At 63.4% G+C, this 18012-nt stretch carries 19 protein-coding genes; 14 read left to right on the top strand and 5 right to left on the bottom strand.

Translation table 11 applies throughout. The features are described from left to right. Positions 1 to 3 precede the first annotated feature (3 nt). Both hslU and FJ942_RS24770 read left to right on the top strand, forming a co-directional pair. A complete protein-coding gene (gene hslU / locus FJ942_RS24775) occupies positions 4 to 1314 on the top strand; it encodes an ATP-dependent protease ATPase subunit HslU (RefSeq protein WP_140517738.1) in 1311 nt (436 codons plus the stop codon). Between the two features lie 163 nt (positions 1315 to 1477). Beyond that, positions 1478 to 2437 carry a DUF1402 family protein gene (locus FJ942_RS24770; protein WP_140899266.1) on the top strand — a complete coding sequence of 320 codons (960 nt, stop codon included), beginning with the start codon at positions 1478 to 1480 and terminating at the stop codon, positions 2435 to 2437. Between the two features lie 69 nt (positions 2438 to 2506). Here FJ942_RS24770 and FJ942_RS24765 read toward each other — a convergent pair whose 3' ends face one another. The 3 genes from FJ942_RS24765 to FJ942_RS24755 are packed head-to-tail and all read right to left on the bottom strand — an operon-like array spanning position 2507 to position 5199. Next, positions 2507 to 3745 carry an FAD-dependent oxidoreductase gene (locus FJ942_RS24765; RefSeq protein WP_181170036.1) on the bottom strand — a complete coding sequence of 413 codons (1239 nt, stop codon included), beginning with the start codon at positions 3743 to 3745 and terminating at the stop codon, positions 2507 to 2509. Continuing rightward, complete coding sequence (locus tag FJ942_RS24760) at positions 3742 to 4056, bottom strand: MocE family 2Fe-2S type ferredoxin (RefSeq protein WP_140662341.1); 315 nt, start codon at positions 4054 to 4056, stop codon at positions 3742 to 3744. Before FJ942_RS24760 ends, FJ942_RS24765 begins: the two co-directional genes overlap by 4 nt. Before the next feature lie 45 nt (positions 4057 to 4101). Continuing rightward, the gene (locus FJ942_RS24755) at positions 4102 to 5199 is read right to left on the bottom strand and encodes a fatty acid desaturase family protein (protein WP_140729482.1); all 1098 of its coding nucleotides are present in this window, start codon (positions 5197 to 5199) and stop codon (positions 4102 to 4104) included. Positions 5200 to 5365: 166 nt separating this feature from the next. On the opposite strand from FJ942_RS24755, the gene FJ942_RS24750 reads away from it, so the two are divergent. From FJ942_RS24750 to FJ942_RS24705, 10 genes are all read left to right on the top strand, one after another. Further along, a complete protein-coding gene (locus FJ942_RS24750; RefSeq protein WP_140895807.1) occupies positions 5366 to 6397 on the top strand; it encodes a LacI family DNA-binding transcriptional regulator in 1032 nt (343 codons plus the stop codon). Positions 6398 to 6790: 393 nt separating this feature from the next. Next, positions 6791 to 7732: a sugar ABC transporter substrate-binding protein gene (locus FJ942_RS24745; RefSeq protein WP_140491233.1), complete on the top strand. Its 942-nt coding sequence runs from the start codon at positions 6791 to 6793 to the stop codon at positions 7730 to 7732. Between the two features lie 108 nt (positions 7733 to 7840). Then, positions 7841 to 8917 (top strand): ABC transporter permease, encoded by a 1077-nt coding sequence (locus FJ942_RS24740; protein WP_140895805.1) that lies wholly within the window; start codon positions 7841 to 7843, stop codon positions 8915 to 8917. Between the two features lie 2 nt (positions 8918 to 8919). Continuing rightward, positions 8920 to 9687 carry an ATP-binding cassette domain-containing protein gene (locus tag FJ942_RS24735; protein ID WP_140491237.1) on the top strand — a complete coding sequence of 256 codons (768 nt, stop codon included), beginning with the start codon at positions 8920 to 8922 and terminating at the stop codon, positions 9685 to 9687. A 116-nt stretch (positions 9688 to 9803) separates the two neighbouring features. Beyond that, entirely contained in the window at positions 9804 to 10799 is a 996-nt protein-coding gene (gene iolG, locus FJ942_RS24730) for an inositol 2-dehydrogenase (RefSeq protein ID WP_140491239.1), read from the top strand. Positions 10800 to 10824: 25 nt separating this feature from the next. Next, the gene (locus tag FJ942_RS24725) at positions 10825 to 11619 is read left to right on the top strand and encodes an SDR family oxidoreductase (RefSeq protein ID WP_140658388.1); all 795 of its coding nucleotides are present in this window, start codon (positions 10825 to 10827) and stop codon (positions 11617 to 11619) included. Between the two features lie 207 nt (positions 11620 to 11826). After that, positions 11827 to 11988: a hypothetical protein gene (locus tag FJ942_RS28620; RefSeq protein WP_181167258.1), complete on the top strand. Its 162-nt coding sequence runs from the start codon at positions 11827 to 11829 to the stop codon at positions 11986 to 11988. A gap of 87 nt (positions 11989 to 12075) precedes the next feature. Continuing rightward, a complete protein-coding gene (locus FJ942_RS24715; protein WP_140899261.1) occupies positions 12076 to 13167 on the top strand; it encodes a 3-deoxy-7-phosphoheptulonate synthase in 1092 nt (363 codons plus the stop codon). A gap of 219 nt (positions 13168 to 13386) precedes the next feature. After that, positions 13387 to 13752 carry a metalloregulator ArsR/SmtB family transcription factor gene (locus FJ942_RS24710; protein ID WP_140676516.1) on the top strand — a complete coding sequence of 122 codons (366 nt, stop codon included), beginning with the start codon at positions 13387 to 13389 and terminating at the stop codon, positions 13750 to 13752. Then, positions 13730 to 14227, top strand: coding sequence for an SRPBCC family protein (locus FJ942_RS24705; protein ID WP_140899259.1), 498 nt, complete (start codon positions 13730 to 13732; stop codon positions 14225 to 14227). Before FJ942_RS24710 ends, FJ942_RS24705 begins: the two co-directional genes overlap by 23 nt. Positions 14228 to 14276: 49 nt before the next feature. Here the strand turns inward: FJ942_RS24705 and FJ942_RS24700 are convergent, their stop codons facing one another. Then, entirely contained in the window at positions 14277 to 14912 is a 636-nt protein-coding gene (locus FJ942_RS24700) for a LysE family translocator (RefSeq protein WP_140561739.1), read from the bottom strand. 129 nt (positions 14913 to 15041) lie between these two features. Between FJ942_RS24700 and FJ942_RS24695 the strand changes: the two genes are divergently transcribed. Then, entirely contained in the window at positions 15042 to 15740 is a 699-nt protein-coding gene (locus FJ942_RS24695; protein WP_140563551.1) for a YafY family protein, read from the top strand. 20 nt (positions 15741 to 15760) lie between these two features. On the opposite strand, the gene FJ942_RS24690 is transcribed toward FJ942_RS24695, so the two are convergent. Continuing rightward, positions 15761 to 16870, bottom strand: a complete 1110-nt coding sequence (locus FJ942_RS24690; RefSeq protein WP_140899257.1) for a Gfo/Idh/MocA family oxidoreductase — start codon at positions 16868 to 16870, stop codon at positions 15761 to 15763. A gap of 155 nt (positions 16871 to 17025) precedes the next feature. Here FJ942_RS24690 and FJ942_RS24685 point away from each other — a divergent pair, with 155 nt between their 5' ends. Further along, positions 17026 to 17871: a MurR/RpiR family transcriptional regulator gene (locus tag FJ942_RS24685; protein ID WP_181165350.1), complete on the top strand. Its 846-nt coding sequence runs from the start codon at positions 17026 to 17028 to the stop codon at positions 17869 to 17871. Positions 17872 to 18012: the final 141 nt, after the last annotated feature.

Raw genomic sequence — 18012 nt, 5'->3', positions numbered from 1 at the left:
GATATGAGCACATTTTCTCCCCGCGAAATCGTTTCGGAACTCGACCGCTTCATCATCGGCCAGAAGGACGCCAAGCGTGCCGTGGCCATCGCCTTGCGCAACCGCTGGCGCCGCCAGCAGCTGGAAGGCCAGATGCGCGAAGAGGTGATGCCGAAGAACATCCTCATGATCGGGCCGACCGGCGTCGGCAAGACCGAAATCTCGCGCCGCCTGGCGCGGCTGGCCGGTGCGCCCTTCGTTAAGGTCGAGGCGACCAAATTCACCGAGGTCGGCTATGTCGGCCGCGATGTCGAGCAGATCGTGCGCGACCTCGTCGAGGTCGCCATCGGCCTGGTGCGCGAGAAGATGCGTGAGGACGTCAAGGCGCGCGCCCATGTCAACGCCGAGGAACGCGTGCTGGAGGCGCTGGTCGGCAAGACTGCCAGCCCTGCCACGCGCGATTCCTTCCGCAAGAAGCTGCGCGAGGGCGAACTCGACGACAAGGAGATCGAGATCGAAGTGGCCGACACCGGCAATGGCGGCATGCCCGGTTTCGAGATTCCCGGCATGCCGGGCGCCAATATCGGCGTGCTCAACATCAACGACATGCTGTCGAAGGCGATGGGCGGCAAGAAGACCAAATTGCGCAAGACGACGGTGAAGGAATCCTACGACCTGCTGGTCAACGACGAGTCCGACAAGCTGCTCGACCAGGACGAGGTGGTGCGCCGGGCGCTGGACGCCGCGGAAAATGACGGCATCGTCTTCCTCGACGAGATCGACAAGATCGCGGCCCGGTCGGACATCTCCGGCGGCCCTTCGCGCGAAGGCGTGCAGCGCGACTTGCTGCCGCTGGTCGAAGGCACCACGGTGGCGACCAAATATGGACCGCTGAAGACCGACCACATCCTGTTCATCGCGTCGGGTGCGTTCCACGTCTCGAAGCCGTCCGACCTCTTGCCAGAGCTGCAGGGCCGCCTGCCGATCCGCGTCGAATTGCGCGCCCTGGAGAAGGAGGACTTCGTCCGCATCCTGACCGAGACGGAAGCGAGCCTGATCAAGCAGTATATCGCGCTGATGAAGACCGAAGGCGTCGACCTGACCTTCACCGACGACGCCATCGATTCGCTGGCCGGCATCGCCGTCGACCTCAACGCCAGCGTCGAGAATATCGGCGCAAGGCGTTTGCAGACGGTGATGGAGCGCGTGCTGGACGAGATCTCCTACGACGCGCCGGACCGCAACGGCACTGCGGTGACCATCGACGCCGCCTATGTGGAGAAACATGTCGGCGACTTGTCGAGGAACACCGATCTGTCGCGCTTCATTCTTTGAGCAGGCGCGCGCCGGATCGTTCCGGCGCCTGTCGGGCGAATGGATCATGTGTGGCCGGATGGTATCATTCGGCCACCTTTCGTTCTGCCGAGCGCAGGGCCGCTCTCGACTCGACCAGGAGCTTTACCTAGTTTGCGCGGCAATTCTCTAGGCGGCGGGGCGCATGAAAAAACTCATCCCAGTCATTCTCGGCTTGACGCTGGCGGCAACGCTGTTCGGCGCCGACGCGGCAACCCTGGTGCCGCCGGGAAACCGCAATGCCGAGCAGCCCAGCATTCCGGGAGCCTCGAGCCGGCGCACGCAGGCCACCAACACCACGTTCCAGGCAAAATACCGCAAGGTCTACGCGCTGCTGCAGAACGACGCCGACCTGCGCGGCAAGATCAAGAAGGCGGCAAGCGTCTACGGCATCGATCCAATGCACATTGTCGGCGCCATCGTCGGCGAGCACACCTACAATGTCGACGCCTACGACCGGCTGCAGACCTACTACGTCAAGGCGATCTCCTATCTCTCCAGCAAGCTGTCCTTCGCCTATGACGGCGAGGACATCACGGATTTCGTGCAGCGGCCGGAATTCAGGAAATGCGCCGGAATGTCCGACAGTTACGATTTGTGGGAATGCCGCGAGCAGGTGTGGAACCGTTCGTTCCGCGGCAAGACCGTCGGCGGCGAGGATTTCCCCAACGACCGTTTCGGCGCCACTTTCTTCCAACCCTACTATGCCGGCCAGACCTTTGGTCTCGGCCAACTCAATCCGCTGACCGCGCTCCAGATGAGCGATCTCGTGCACAAGGTTTCCGGCCTGCCCAAGCTCGACGTCGGCGATCCCAATGCGGTCTACAAGACCATCATGGATCCCGACCTGACGCTGCCCTACGTTGCCGCGACGATCCGGAAATCGATCGACGCCTATAAGAGCATCGCCGGCTTCGACATTTCGGGCAATCCGGGCCTGACCGCCACGCTCTACAATGTCGGCAATCCCGAGCAACGCGCCTATGCGCTGAAGGCGGAGAACGACAAGCGCAGCGCCGCCGGCGAGCCGGTGAAGCTGCCGGCGGAGAATTATTACGGCTGGCTGGTCAATGACAAACTACCGGAGCTGAAGGCGCTGTTTTAGGGAGCTCAGGCGCGCTGACGTTAATTTGCCAACGCCTGCGCCGCAGACCCTGACAATTGGCGTTGCATCCTACGCCGCCAGCAGCGACTTCAATTTCACCGCCTGCGAACCGAGCGCTTCCGGCGCCGGCCTCGCCCGTTTGCCGATCAGCATCTCCGCCAGCCTGATATCGCGGGCGACCGCATTGCCCGGCCCGATGCCGCTGGCGGCCACCAGCCTGCCGTCCTCGGCAAGATGAAAGAGGATGAAGGCGTGCTCGCCGAGATCGCGGCGCACCGTGCTGCGGCCTTCGTCGGAAAGCCCCGCGATCTGCAGGGACAGGCCGTATTGATCCGACCAGAACCACGGCACCGCCGCATGTGCTTCGCCGGCGCCGAGCATGTTTTTTGCCGCCAGCGCGCCTTGTTCCTGGGCGTTGCGCCAGGCCTCCAGCCGCACGCGACGGCCGCCATAGACGGCAAGCGGGAACGAACAGCAATCGCCGGCAGCGAAGATGTCGGGGTCGCTGCTGCGCAGTTCGGCGTCGACTGATATGCCGTTGTCGATGGCCAGTCCCGCTTCGGCGGCAAGAGCCGTCACCGGCACGGCGCCGATGCCGATGATGGTGAGATCGGCGAGGATTTCGCGGCCGCCGGCAAGCGCGATGCGCACCTGCCTGCCGTCGTCGGCGATCAAGGCAATGCCTTCGCCGCACGCTATGTCGACGCCTTCGGCGACGTGGGTGTCATGGACGACCTTGGCTATCTCGGCCGGTACGCCGCGCATCAGGATGCGCGGCTGCGCCTCGATGACGGCGACCGCAGCACCGAGCTTGCGGGCCGCCGCGGCGAGCTCGAGGCCGATGAAGCCGCCGCCGATGACGGCAATGCGGTTACCCGCCTTGAGATGGGCGCGGATAGCCAGCGCATCGGCGAAGGTCCTGAGGTAGACGCAGCGCCCGCCAAGGCCGGGCATCGGCAGTTTGCGCGGCGTCGAGCCCGTCGCCAGCAGCAGCTTGTCATAGGGCAGGACCGAACCGTCCGACAGGCGCACAGTATGCGCGGCGCGATCGATCGCTGCAGCCTGAATGGAATGGATATGCCGGATCGACTTTTCGGCGAGGATCTCGTCGCTGGCGATCGCCTTGATCTCGGGCGCGCCGCCGGCCATGGCGTCCTTGGACAGAGGCGGCCGTTCATAGGGCAGATGCGGCTCGTCGCCGACCAGCGTCACTGGTCCCTCATAGCCGAGGTCACGCAATGTAAGCGCTGCCCGGCCGCCGCATTCCCCGGCGCCGATGATGACCATTCCGCGCGTCATACCGGTCATCCGATCTGGACGAGGACGCTGCCGGCGTCGACCTTGACCGGATAGGTCCTGAGGTTGACGCAGGCCGGCGCACCCTTGGCCTGGCCTGTCTTGTAGTTGAAGCGGCCATTGTGCTTGGGACATTCGATGATCTCGTCCATGACAAGCCCGTCGGCGAGATGCACCTTTTCGTGCGTGCACAGGCCGTCGGTGGCGAAATACTCGTCATCGGGGCTGCGATAGATGGCGTAGCTGCGGCCGCCGTGATCGAACCGCATCACATCTTCTTCGTCGATGTCTCCCACTGCACAGGCCTCGACCCAGTCGCTCATACATTTCTCCCGCGAAATTTCCCGATCGCGCCTCACGGGCGGATATCACTCCGCCGCGGCGTTGAAGGCAGCATTGTCGTTGTACAAATCCTCGCGATACGGCCTGGCCGTTGGCGGCAGCTCGCGCTTGAGGAAATAATCCTCGTTGCGCAACTGGCGCCAGAAGACAGGCAGCATCTCGCGATAGCCGGCCAGGATCGACGGCGTCGGCGCCGGCAAATCATGCTTGATCAGTTCATGCAGCTTCGGCAGCGCATGGTAGGGCACCATCGGGAACATATGATGCTCGACGTGGTAGTTCATGTTCCAGTAGATGAAACGGCTGATCGGGTTCATGTAGACGGTGCGGCTGTTCAGCCGATGGTCGGTGACGTTGTCGGCAAGACCGCCATGCTGCAGCAGGCCGACCATGACGTGGTGCCAGGCGCCATAGAGCCTGGGCAGGCCGACCAGCATCAAGGGCAGGAACGAGCCGGTATAGAGCGCCAGCGCGATGGTTGCGGCATAGATCGCGGTCCAGATGCGGGCGATGCGGATCGCTTTCGGCTGTTCCTGCTCGGGAATAAAGGTCTTTTCGGCCGCGCTGATGTTGCCGGCGGCGTTGCGCAGCATGTCTGACATCGCATGCCAGGCGTCGAGCACGCCGACAAAGCCGAGGATGGCGCGCACCAGGTCCGGCGGCCGCATGACCGAGATTTCCGGATCGCGGCCGACGATGATAGTGTCGGTGTGATGGCGCGTGTGGCTCCAGCGCCAGGTCACCGGGTTGCGCATGATCATGAAGCAGGCGACCTGATAGACCCAATCATTCATCCACTGCGTGCGGAAGGCCGTACCATGGCCGCATTCGTGCCAGCGGGAATCCGTGGACGAGCCGTAGAGCACGCCATAGGCGAAGAAGAACGGCACGCACCACCAGGTGCCCCAGAACCAGGCACCGCCGGCGCCGCTGACGATGAGCGCGGCGATCCAGATCGCCGTGTCGCGGAGCGCGGGCGCGTCGGAGCGCTGCATCAGCTCCTTCATCTGCTTGCGGGGAATGTCGGTGTGATACCATTCGGCCGCCGACAGGCCGGTCTCGACGGCCAGCCTGGCGTCGCGGCCGATCAGGCTGTAGTCACGCCGGGACGGCGCAGCATGCATGGTTGCCTCCCTCGGCAAGGGCATCCGCCACGCGAATGCCCGACATTTCCTGACTTCGAGGCTGAAAATAACGCTAGCTCATGATAGACTCAACATCATAAAGATAGTTTCTATCATTTCCTATCATAAAGATGTAGGAAAGATGCACGGTCAAATGAGGACAGACATGGCGAAACGGCCGACCATATCAGATCTGGCGCGCATCTCCGGCGTCAGCGTCGCCACGGTGGACCGGGTGCTCAACAGCCGCCTGCCTGTGCGCGAGGAAACGGCGCGCCGCGTCTATAACGCCGCGACCGAGATCGGCTATCACGCCGCAGGCCTGATCAAGCAGCGTATGCGCCAGGAATTGCCCGAGTATCGGCTGGGTTTCCTGCTGCTTCGGGGCAATGACGTTTTCTATGGCGATTTCGCGCGGGAACTCGAACTCGCGGTCGCACAATCGCAGCGCTTCCGTGGCGTCGCAACCATCGATTTCGCCAGTTCCCTGGCCCCGGATGAGATCGCTGCCCAGATGCGCAGGCTGGCGGCGAAATCGCGGGCGATCGCCGTGGTCGGCCCTGACCATCCGACGCTGACGGCGGTCGTGGAGGCGCTAAAAGCCAGGGGACAGCCGGTCTTCTCCCTGCTGTCCGACTTCGCCGCCGGCATCCGCGAAGGCTATGTCGGGCTCGACAACCGCAAGGTCGGCCGCACCGCCGCCTGGATGATCTCGAAGGCTGCGAGGAAGCCCGGCAAGGTCGCCCTTTTTGTCGGCAGCCATCGCTTCCACGGCCATGAGCTGCGTGAGATCGGTTTCCGCTCCTTCTTTCGCGAGCATGCGCCGGACTTCAACGTGCTGGAGACGCTGGTCAATCTGGAGGCCAACCAGGTGACCCATGATGCGATGATCGATCTTCTGGCGCGATATCCGGATCTTGTCGGCTGCTACGTCGCCGGCGGCGGCATGGAAGGCGCCGTCTCGGCGCTGCGGACAGCGAAGCCCGCAAGCATGCCGGTGGTCGTCTGCAACGAGATCAACGCCGAATCGCGCGCCGCGCTTGCCGACAACATCCTGACGATGGTGATCTCGACGCCGCTTGCTGCGCTCTGTCGCGAGCTCGTCGATCGGATGGCGCATGCCATCGAAACCGGTGCGGCCAATGCGCCGGGCCAGACATTCCTCCCCTTCGACATCTATTTGCCGGAAAACATCTGAAGCCATTTCAGGAATGCGCGCAGCGGTTTTCCGTCCAGGTCGCGTCAGGACGGAAGGTAGAGCGTTTCCATGAAACGATAAAACCCTCGGGCAGCCCGGTCTGCCGCAAACCGGCCGCCTGAAATGATAGAATCCATCAGAGGCAGCCGAAAATCGCACGCCCGGATTCGGAATCTCCCTTGACGCCCCGATCCGAAATGGAATAAATATTTCACTGACTGTACATTTTGGTTCTTTCGTTCCGACAACATCTGGTTCGAGCAGGCAGTTCGGCGTTCCAGCCAGTGGTGAACCCCGTTGGAACGAAATGATATCAGGGAGAGATTCCCCGAGGAGATCGGGGATTCCGGATAGATCGGTGCGACCGGACACCCAAAGTGGAGGAGAGATACAATGAAGAAAATGATTTTGGGCGTCGCTTTCGCGGCGCTGATGAGTTCGTCCGCCATGGCCGCCAAGATCGGCGTGTCGATGGCCAAGTTCGACGACAATTTCCTGACCGTGCTGCGCAACGGCATGATCGAGCAGGCCAAGGGCATGAGCGGCGTGGAGCTGCAGGTCGAGGACGCACAGAACGACGTCGCCAAACAGCTCGACCAGATCAAGAACTTCGCCGCATCGGGCGTCGACGCCATCATCGTCAATCCGGTCGACACCTCGGCCACGCAGGCGATGTCGGATGCCGCGGCCGCCGCCAAGATCCCGCTGGTCTATGTCAACCGCGAACCGGTCAATGTCGACACGCTGCCTGACAATCAGGCCTTCGTCGCTTCGAACGAGGCCGATTCCGGCACGCTCGAAACCAAGGAGGTCTGCCGCCTGTTCAAGGAAGCCGGCAAGAAGGAAGCCAATGTCTATGTGATCATGGGCGAGCTTTCCAACCAGGCAGCCGTGCAGCGCACCAAGGACATCGAGGAGGTGATCGCGACGCCGGATTGCAGCTTCATCAAGATCATCGACAAGCAGACGTCGAACTGGAACCGCGACGAGGCCCAGAACCTGATGACCAACTGGCTGTCGACCGGCAAGCCGTTCGACGGCGTCATCGCCAACAATGACGAAAGCGCCATCGGCGCCATCCAGGCAATGAAGGCCGCCAATGTCGACATGAAGACGGTTGTCGTCGGCGGTGTCGACGCCACGCAGGACGCGCTCGCCGCCATGCAGGCAGGCGACCTCGACGCCACCGTGTTCCAGGACGCGGCTGGCCAGGGCGCCGGCGCGCTCGACGCGGCACTGAAACTGTCCAAGGGCGAGAAGGTCGAACACAAGGTCTACGTGCCCTTCCAACTGGTGACGCCGGCCAACATCGACAAGTTCCTGAAGAAGAACTGAGCGGCGGAACGGTTCACCTCGGGGCGGCGCTCAAAGGACCGGGCGCCGCTCCTCCTCTCGGCGCTTTCATGGCGCCAGGAGCGACCGCGGCTGACGGAGGATAGACGAGTGGCACAGACATCTCATGGCGTCGGCGGGGTCAGCTATGATGCGAAGAAGCGCATATGGCCGGCGGAATTCAACGTCTTCCTGGCGCTCGTCATTCTTGTCGTCATCTTCGAATTGATCGGCCGCGTCTTTCTCGGCGACAGCTTCCTGTTCAACACCCGCAGCAATGTCGGCGGCCTCTTCAACGAGGCGCGGTTACAGATCATCATCCTGCAAGTATCGATCGTCGGCATCATCGCCATCGGCGTGACGCAGGTTATCATATCGGGCGGCATCGACCTGTCGTCGGGCTCGATCGTCGGCGCCACCGCCATGATCGCCATGAGCTTCGCCCAGGTGGCGACGGTCAACGGCAACCCCAATCCCAAGGCGATGTTCCTGGCTCAGGGCTGGACCGACCTGCCGGTGATCGTGCCGTTGCTGGTCGCCATCGGCTGCGGGCTGCTGGCAGGCCTGGTCAACGGCGCCCTGATCGCCTACACGCGCATTCCGCCCTTCATCGCCACGCTGGGCATGATGGTGACCGCGCGCGGCATCGCCAAATGGTGGTCCAAGGGGCAGCCCATCTCGTTCCCGACCGAGAGCTTCGCCGCCATCGGCAAGGGCCTGATGCCCGTCATCATCTTCCTGTCGCTGGCCGTGCTGTTCCAGCTGATCATGACCTACACACGATACGGCAAGCATTGCTACGCGATCGGCTCCAACGAGGATGCCGCGCGCATGTCCGGCATCAAGATCGCCAACCACAAGATCCTGGTCTACGTCATCGCCGGCATACTCGCGTCGCTCGCCGCGGTGGTGCTGTCTTCCAAGAACCTCACCGCCCAGGCCGGCATGGGCGTGATGTACGAACTCGACGCCATCGCCATGGCGGTCATCGGCGGCGTATCGCTGTCGGGCGGCCGCGGCTCGATCATCGGCACGGTGATCGGCGCGCTGATCTTCGGCGTCATCATCTCCGGCTTCACCTTCCTGCGCCTCGACGCCTACTACCAGGAGATGGTCAAGGGCGTGATCATCGTCGGCGCCGTCGTTCTCGACCAGTGGCGCCAACGCCTGCGGGCATTGAGGGCTTGACCATGTCAGACATCGTCCTGAAGACCGAAAACCTGACCAAGCGCTATGGCGGCGTGCAGGCGCTGGAAGGCGCGAATTTCGAGCTGCGCAAGGGCGAACACGTCGCCATCATGGGCGACAATGGCGCCGGCAAGTCGACCTTCGTGCGCCAGATCACCGCCGTCGAGCAACCGACCAGCGGCCAGATCTGGTTCGACGGCAAGCAAGTCAATTTTTCGGGCCCTATCGAGGCGCGCGAGGCCGGCATCGAGACCGTGTTCCAGAACCTGGCGCTGGCCGACGACCTCGACGTGCCGTCGAACCTGTTCCTTGGCCGCGAAAAAGTGCTGTTCAATCTGGGACCGTTTTCGATCCTCGACCGCCGGGGGATGCGCAAGGCGACCGAAGCCGCGCTCGTGCGCACGGCGGTGAAAATCCCCAACCTGTCGAACACCATCCGCCACATGTCGGGCGGCCAGCGGCAGTGCGTGGCGATCGCCAGGACCGCGACCTTCGCCTCCAAGTTGATCATCATGGACGAGCCGACGGCAGCACTCGGCGTGCAGGAGACCGCGCAGGTCGAGAACATCATCCGCACGCTGAAGGACAATGGCGAGCCGCTGATCCTGATCAGCCACAATATGCGCCAGGTGTTCGACCTTTGCGACCGCATCGTCGTGTTCCGGCGCGGCCGCATCGTCGCCAATTTGCGCAAGGAGAACACCGACGGAAACGATATCGTTTCCTACATCACCGGCGCCAAGACCGGAGAGGCCGAACTCGCGGCCTAGGCCGGGCGCGGAGGCGGCGGTCATCGCCTCCCTGTCGATCTTGTCTTGACCGGAAAAACACCTGCGCGCATGACCGGCGCCCCGCCAGCTTCGAACCATCCCCAGAGGAAATTTCCATGACTCTCCGCTTCGCCCTCCTCGGTGCCGGCCGCATCGGCAAGGTCCACGCCCGCGCCGTCGGCTCCAATCCGCAGGCCAAACTGGTCGCCGTTGCCGACGCTTTCGAGAAGGCGGCGAGCGAACTCGCCACGGCCTACGGCGCCGAGGTGCGCACCATCGATGCCATCGAGAAATCCGGGGACATCGACGCGGTCGTCATCTGCACGCCGACCGACACCCATGCCGACCTGATCGAGCGCTTCGCCAAGGCCGGCAAGGCGATCTTCTGCGAGAAACCGATCGACCTCGACGTCAAGCGCGTCGAGCAGTGCCTGGCCGTGGTCGAGAAGGCCAAGGCGACGCTGATGGTCGGCTTCAACAGGCGCTTCGACCCGCACTTCGCTGCGGTGCGCAAGGCAATCGATGACGGCGCCATCGGCGTGGTCGAGATGGTGACCATCACGTCGCGCGATCCGGGCGCACCGCCGATCGACTACATCGCGCGCTCCGGCGGCATTTTTCGCGACATGACCATCCATGATTTCGACATGGCGCGCTTCCTGCTCGGCGAAGAGCCGGTGGCGGTCAGCGCGCATGCCTCGGTGCTGGTCGACAGGAAGATCGGCGAGGCCGGCGATTTCGACTCGGTCAGCGTCATCCTCGAAACCGCGTCGGGCAAGCAGGCCGTCATCTCCAATTCCCGCCGCGCCACCTATGGCTACGACCAGCGCATCGAGGTGCATGGCTCGAAAGGCATGGTCGCGGCCGAAAACCAGCGGCCGGTCTCAATCGAACTGGCCAATGAAAAGGGCTATACCCGCCCGCCGCTGCACGATTTCTTCATGACCCGCTACCTCGACGCCTATGCCATTGAGATTGCGTCCTTCATCGCCGCCGCGACGTCGGGCAAGAAGGCGGCACCGAGCGGGACGGACGGACTCATTGCACTTCGGCTGGCGGATGCGGCGCTGAAATCGGCGACATCAGGCCAGACCGTCCGCCTCGACAAGTAACGACTTAAAGCACAGGAGCAGAGCGATGAGCGCATCAGCCGATCGCAATTCACAGACGCGCGCCATCGTCACCGGCGGCGCACAAGGCATAGGCTTCGCGGTCGCCGAGGCATTGGCGGACGAAGGCTGCCGGGCGCTGGCCCTGATCGGCCGCTCGCAGGAAAAGGGCGACAAGGCGGTCGCCACCCTTAAGAAGTCCGGTGTCGACGCGATCTTCATCAGCGCCGATGTCTCCAAGGTGGCCGACTGCAAGCGCGCCGTCGCCACCGCGCTTTCGCATTTCGGCACCATCAACGCCCTGGTCAACGCCGCCGCCACATCCGCGCGCGGCTCGTTGGTGGAGACTAGCGAGGAGCTGTTCGACACCATCTTCGACACCAATGTGCGAGGACCCTTCTTCCTGATGCAGGGCGTTGTGGCGCATCTGCTTGAGAAAAAGGCCCCCGGATCGATCGTCAACGTGCTGTCGATGTCGGCGCATACCGGCCAGTCGTTCCTGACGCCCTATTCGACCAGCAAGGGCGCGCTGATGACGCTGACCAAGAATGTCGCCAATGCCTACCGCTTCAACCGCATCCGTTGCAACGCCGTGCTGCCCGGCTGGATGGACACCGAGGGCGAGGACATCGTGCAGAAGAAATGGCACGATGCACCCGACGACTGGCTCGAGAAGGCCGAGGCCGCGCAGCCGATGGGCCAGCTGGTGAAGCCGGACCAGCTTGCCCGGCTGATCAGCTACATGGTCAGCCCGCAGTCCGGCGTGATGACCGGCTCGCTGGTCGACTACGACCAGAGCATCGCTGGGGCGTCGCCGGAGTAGCGGCCGCGTAAGCGAAACCGTTAACCAGGTGGTCATCCACGGGCGGAGCAAGGAGCGCAGCGACGCGGCGCAGACCCGAGGATCCATGCCGCGACTTCCGGGCCGTCGCTACGGCGCAAGATTCTGCACCGCAGCACTCTCCCATCTAGGTCGCGGCATGGATCCCAGGGTCTCCGCGACGGAGCTTCGCTCCTGCTTCGCCCTAGAATGACGAAATCGCAAAGGCTCGGCCCTCACCTGAAATTGCTTGCTACCAGGGTACGTGACAAACGCCGCCGCTTCGACTATATGAGCCGCATGATCCACCTGACCGCCACCTATTGGTACTTTAGCAGCTCGCTGGCGGCGGGAGGATTGCGCTCGATCTGAAGATTGCAGCAAACAGTCCGACAAGCCGCCAGACCTGGCGGCTTTTTTGTTTTCAGCCGGCAGGTCTCCCAACCAGGAGCAGAAGCCGTGTTGACCACCACAGACGACCTTCGAGTCAAGGAACTGAGACTGCTGAGCACGCCGGAAGAGGTGATGGGCGAGATACCGCGCTCACTCACGGCGACGCGCACCGTTGCCGCCTCGCGCAACGCCATCCACTCGATCCTGACCGGGGCCGACGACCGGCTCGTTGTTATCGTCGGCCCCTGTTCGATCCACGACCCGGTCGCGGCCGTTGACTATGCCAGCCGTCTGGCGGCGCTGCGCGAGACATTGTCCGACCGGCTCGAGATCGTGATGCGGGTCTATTTCGAAAAGCCGCGCACGACGGTCGGCTGGAAGGGCCTGATCAACGACCCCGACCTCGACGGCAGCTTCAACATCGACAAGGGGCTGCGGATGGCACGCAATGTGCTGTCGGCCGTCAACAATCTGGGCCTGCCGGCGGCGACCGAATTCCTCGATATGACCACGCCGCAATACATTGCCGACCTCGTCGCCTGGGGCGCGATCGGCGCGCGCACGACCGAGAGCCAGATCCATCGCGAGCTGGCCTCGGGCCTCTCTTGCCCGGTCGGCTTCAAGAACGGCACCGACGGCAATCTCAGGATCGCCGCCGAGGCGGTGAAGTCGGCCGCGCAGCCGCATCATTTCATGGCGGTGACCAAGGGCGGACGCAGCGCCATCGCGGCAACGACTGGAAACGAGGATTGCCATGTCATCCTGCGTGGCGGCATTCAGCCCAACTACGATGCGGCAAGCGTCGAGGCCGCATCGGTCGAACTCGCCCGCATCGGTATCGCCCCCCGCCTGATGATCGATGTCAGCCACGCCAACTCAGCCAAGAAGCCGGAGAACCAGCCCAAGGTCGCGGCTGACGTGGCAGGACAGGTCGCGGCGGGGGATACGCGGATCATCGGCGTCATGATCGAGAGCAATCTCGTCGCCGGCCGGCAGGATGTCGTGCCCGGCAAGCCGCTGGTCTACGGCCAGAGCATCACCGACGGCTGCATCGACTGGGAGGCCACGGAGACGGTGCTGCACGGCCTTGCCGGCGCCGTCGAATGGCGCCGGTCGGCGCGCCGCGCCTTGATGGAGAGCCGGCAGGGCGCCGCCTGATCCGGTTGAACCATTAGGGCGGCGTTTCCGGTTTCAGCCCAGGACCACGCCGCCCTTAGAGCAGTTCACCGTTTCATGGAAACGGCGAACCGCTCTAACTCTTTGTTTTGACGCAATTCCGGACAGAAAACCGCACGCACTTTTCTTGGAATTGCTCTAGGGCCGCAGCCCTCCACCTCCCTTGCATGCCACCGATCCCCGCGTTACATACTGAACCAAATGGTTCAGTATTCCGCGACCCGCCTGGATGCCTCGTTCGCCGCGCTTTCGGACGCCACCCGACGCGGGGTTCTGGAGCAGCTCGGCCGTGCGGACGCTTCGATCACGGACCTGGCCCAGAAATTCCACATGACCCTCACGGGCATGAAGAAGCATGTCGGCGTCCTGGAGCAGGCGGGACTCGTCACGACGCGGAAGGTCGGGCGCGTGCGGACCTGCAAGCTGGGCCTGCGCCGCCTGGAGGATGAGGCGGAATGGATCGAGAGATACCGGCAGCTCTGGGCCGCACGCTTCGACGAGCTGGACAAGGTTGTCGAGGAATTGAAACGCAAGGAGGAAGTCGATGGACGCAGGAAGAGCGAGTGAGGCCAAACGCACGACGGTGGAACGGAGGTCCGACCGGGAGTTGGTCGTTACGCGAAGCTTCGACGCGCCTGCGCGCATCGTGTTCGAGGCGTGGACCAAGCCTGAGCTGTTCAAGCAGTGGTGGGTGCCGAAGTCGATGGGCATGTTCCTGCGTTCCTGCGAGATGGATGTTCGTGTGGGAGGCGGGTACCGTTTGGTGTTCGGGCATGACGGCTCGAACCCTGCCGAGTTCTTCGGCAGGTATCTCGAAGTGACACCGCACTCGCGCCTCGTCTGGACCAATGACGAAGGGGGTGAGGGTGGACCCGTCACCACGGTGACCTTCGAGGAAAAAGGCGGCAAGACGCTGCTGGTCATGCGCGAGCTCTATCCCTCGAAGGAAGCCCTCGACGCCGGCGCCGGGGCGGCGGATGCGATGTCCGAGACGTTCGAGCAGCTGAACGAGCTTCTCGCCACGCAGCAGGGCGCCGCCTGATTCGGCCGGAGTCCCAGGTGAAGGGCGGCGGGTCGGGTCCAACCCAAGACTACGCCGCCCTCAGCCCTTCCCATGCGGTGAACACGGACACCGCGAAGAGCAGCAGCCCAGCCGCCCGGCCGGCAAGGATGGTCGCCCGCGGATTGGCGATCAGCAACTTGCGGCTGCGGCCGGCCGATATTGCGAGCCCGCCATAGATCGCGGCCTGCGTCAGCACGGTCAGCAGGCCCATCACCGTCGCCTGCATCCAGATCGGGCCGTAGTCCGTTTTCAGGAACTGCGGATAGACGGCAAGGACGAACAGGTAGGCCTTCGGGTTGATCAGGCAGGTCACAAGGCCTTGGCGAAACGCCTTCCATGCCGAGCGGCTGCCGGCGGGCCCGTCGCGACCGACAGTGATGGAGCTGCGCATCAGCGTGATGCCGATGAAGGCCATGTAGGCGGCGCCTGCAATCAACAGCGGCTTGAACAGGATCGGCAAAAAATGCATCAGCAGGCCGACGCCGATCGCGCCGTTCAGCGTGTGCACCATGCCGCCGACCATGATGCCGCCGGTCGCGGCAAGGCCCCTGTCGCGCCCGCCCGTCAGCGCATTGGCCAGCACGAACAGCATGTCCATGCCCGGAACGGCGATGATGCCGAACAGCAGGATAAAGAACAGCCAGAGATTTTCAGCATAGCTCATGTCAGTAGCCTGTCGCCTCGCTCGGCCCAGCCGCAGCGGAACCTGTTGATTTTCAATCCGATAGACGATCCTATAGGCCGAACCAACTGACGATGATGTGTCAGTTGTGATCGGCAACGGGTGAGAAAAATGCGCAAGGCGTCGCGCCTGTTCGAGATCATCCAGATCCTGCGGCTGGCGCGGCAGCCGGTGACGGCGGCAATGATAGCCGCGCAGCTGGAGGTGACGATACGCTCGATCTATCGCGACATCGCAGCGCTTCAGGCCATGCGCGTGCCGATCGAGGGCGGGAGGGGCATCGGCTATATCCTGCGCCCCGGCTTCGACTTGCCGCCTCTGATGTTTTCGATCGAGGAGATGGAGGCGATCGTGCTGTCACTGGCGCTGCTGGAGCGCACGGGCGACGACGAGCTCAAGCAGGCAGCCAAGCGCGTCGGCGCCAAGATCGCCGGCGCCGTACCGCCGCCTTTGCGCCAGACGCTCGACGCCAATGCGCTGCATGCGTGGGGATTCGCCGCGCCCTCTGCAGGTGCGATCGACCTGGCGCTGGTGCGCCGCGCCATACGCGACGAGGAGAAGCTCGACCTCTCCTATCGCGACGAGCTTGGCCGCGCTTCCGAGCGCCTCATCCGCCCGATCGCGCTGATCTATTACGCCGAGACCGCCAACATCGTCGCCTGGTGCGAGCTGCGCCAGGCGATCCGCAATTTCCGCAGCGACCGCATCGAGGATTGCCAGCCGACGGGACTGCGCTTCAAGGGCGAAGGCGATCGGTTGCGGCAGATCTGGGTCAATGGGTGGGAAGTCAACGCAGCGGCCGTCGGCTAAACCGACCAGCGGAGCGAACCTTACCTTACATCCACCCAGCGCTTCTCCTCGAACGATCGCGCCATCGCATGCACGGTGCGCTCGATCTCCAGACCTTCGTCGAATTCGATGAGCCGCGCCGGTCTGCCGGCGAGCCGGGTCAGCAGTTCATGGCATTCGATGATCTTGAGATCGTTGAAGCCGAGGCTATGCCCGGGCGCGGGCACGAACAGATCGTAGGGCTTGTGCTGCGGCGCCACCAGGATGGTGCGATAGCCCTGTTCGGTCGGGCGATCCGATGTGAGGTAGAGCTGGAACTCATTCATCCGCTCCTGGTCGAACAGGATCGAGCCCTTGGAGCCGAAGATCTGGACGGCGATGCGGCCCTTGCGGCCCCAGGCCGAACGGTTGACCAGAAGCGTGCCGGCGATGCCGTTCTCCAGATGCATCAGCACGGAGGCAATGTCGTAGGTCTCGACCGCGCGGCGGCCGCCGGCGGCCAGCTTGCGGTCGGCATAGGGCTTGGCCATGTCGCAGATGACGCTGGCGACGCGGCCGAACAGGGTCGACACCAGCGACAGCGGATGCACGGCGAAATCATCAAGCGCGCCATAGCCGGAAGATGCCTCGTGCTTCCAGAAGAACAGCGCCTCGGGATCGGCCATGAAATCCTCGTCCATCTCGATGCGCAGATGGTTGACCTCGCCGATGATCTTTTCGTCCAGCAGCGCGCCGATATGGCGGATGGCCGGGCTCTGGATGTAATTGTAACCGAGCGCCGCGACTTTGCCGGATTTCTTTGCCGCGGCCGCCATTGCCTCGGCTTCGGCGAAGCTCGGCGCCATCGGCTTTTCGCACCACAAATGCTTGCCGGCCTCGAGGATGGCGATCGCCATTTCCGGATGGAACTGGTTGGGCGTGGTGAGCGAGACGACGTCCACTTCGGGGTCGTTGACGACGGCGCGCCAGTCGCCGGACGCCCTGGCGAAACCGAACTCGCCGGCCTTGCGCCTGGCGAGATCCTCATTGACCTCGCCGAGATGGACAAGCCGCGGTTTGGTCATGTCGGGAAAGACGGCGCCGACGGCACTCCACGCGATGGCGTGGCACTTGCCCATAAATCCCGTGCCGATAAGACCGACGCCGACCATTTTCCGTTCCTCCACCGTCATAGATGCTACGTGGATGAATTAGTCCATTTTTGTTCGGAATGGAATGTCTGCCTCATTTTTTATGGTGTTCTTGCGCAGCCTCGCTATGATGGGGCAGAGAGGACGCTTCACCGATGAGCTTGGACGGGCCGACGATGGACGAACGGGTACCTCGCGACTTCGAGACGCTGCGCGCCACGATCCTCGATCGGCGCGAAAGCCTGCCCAAGCGCATCGCCCAGATCGCCGCTTATGCGCTCGACAATCCCGACGATATCGCCTTCGGCACCGCCGCCAGCATTGCCGCCTCGGCCGGCGTGCAGCCCTCGACGCTGATCCGCTTTGCCCAGCAGCTCGGCTTTGACGGCTTCACCAGCCTGCAGCAGGTGTTTCGCGAACGGCTGCGCGAGCGCAACTCCTCCTATGACGAACGGCTGCAGGCGCTGCGCGCCAAGGCCGAGGGCGGCGCCGGCCACCGGGCGATCTTCGACGGCTTCGTCGCCGCCGCCAGCACCTCGCTCAACGACATTTCGCGCACGCTGGACGACGCGCATCTGGAAGAAGCGATTTCCCTGCTGGCCAAGGCACAGACCATCTATGTGCTGGCCAAGCGGCGCTCCTATCCGGTGGCGTCCTACATCGCCTATGCGCTTGGCAAGCTGAAGATCCGCAACCAGCTGATCGAATCAGCCGCCGGTCTCAACGCCGAGATGGTCAGCTTTGCGACGCCCGCGGATGCCGTCGTCGCCATTTCCTTCTCGCCCTATGCGCCGGCCACGATCGAGGAGGCGCGCACGATTTCGGAACAGGGCGTGCCGATCATTGCCATCACCGACAGCTCGTTTTCACCGCTTGCTCAGTTCGCCAGCGTCTGGTTCGAGGTTGCCGAGGCGGATTTTGCCGGCTTCCGCTCGCTATCGGCGACGATGGCGCTGGCCATGGCGCTGACCGTTGGCGTCGGCGAGAAGCGGCGCAACCCCGGCAAAGGGCGCAAGGCCTGAGTGGAAGGCAAAAGGCGATTTTAGATCGGGGAATGCTCATTCCATATTGACTATGGATTGGAATTATTATTTCATATTTTTCGGCGCCACGCTGCCGCTCGCGCGTGTACCCCAACATAACAGGCCCGACGGGAGGTTCCA

The organism is Mesorhizobium sp. B2-4-2, assembly GCF_006442845.1.
Taxonomy (GTDB): domain Bacteria; phylum Pseudomonadota; class Alphaproteobacteria; order Rhizobiales; family Rhizobiaceae; genus Mesorhizobium.
This window is presented reverse-complemented; position numbering and strand designations above follow the sequence as displayed.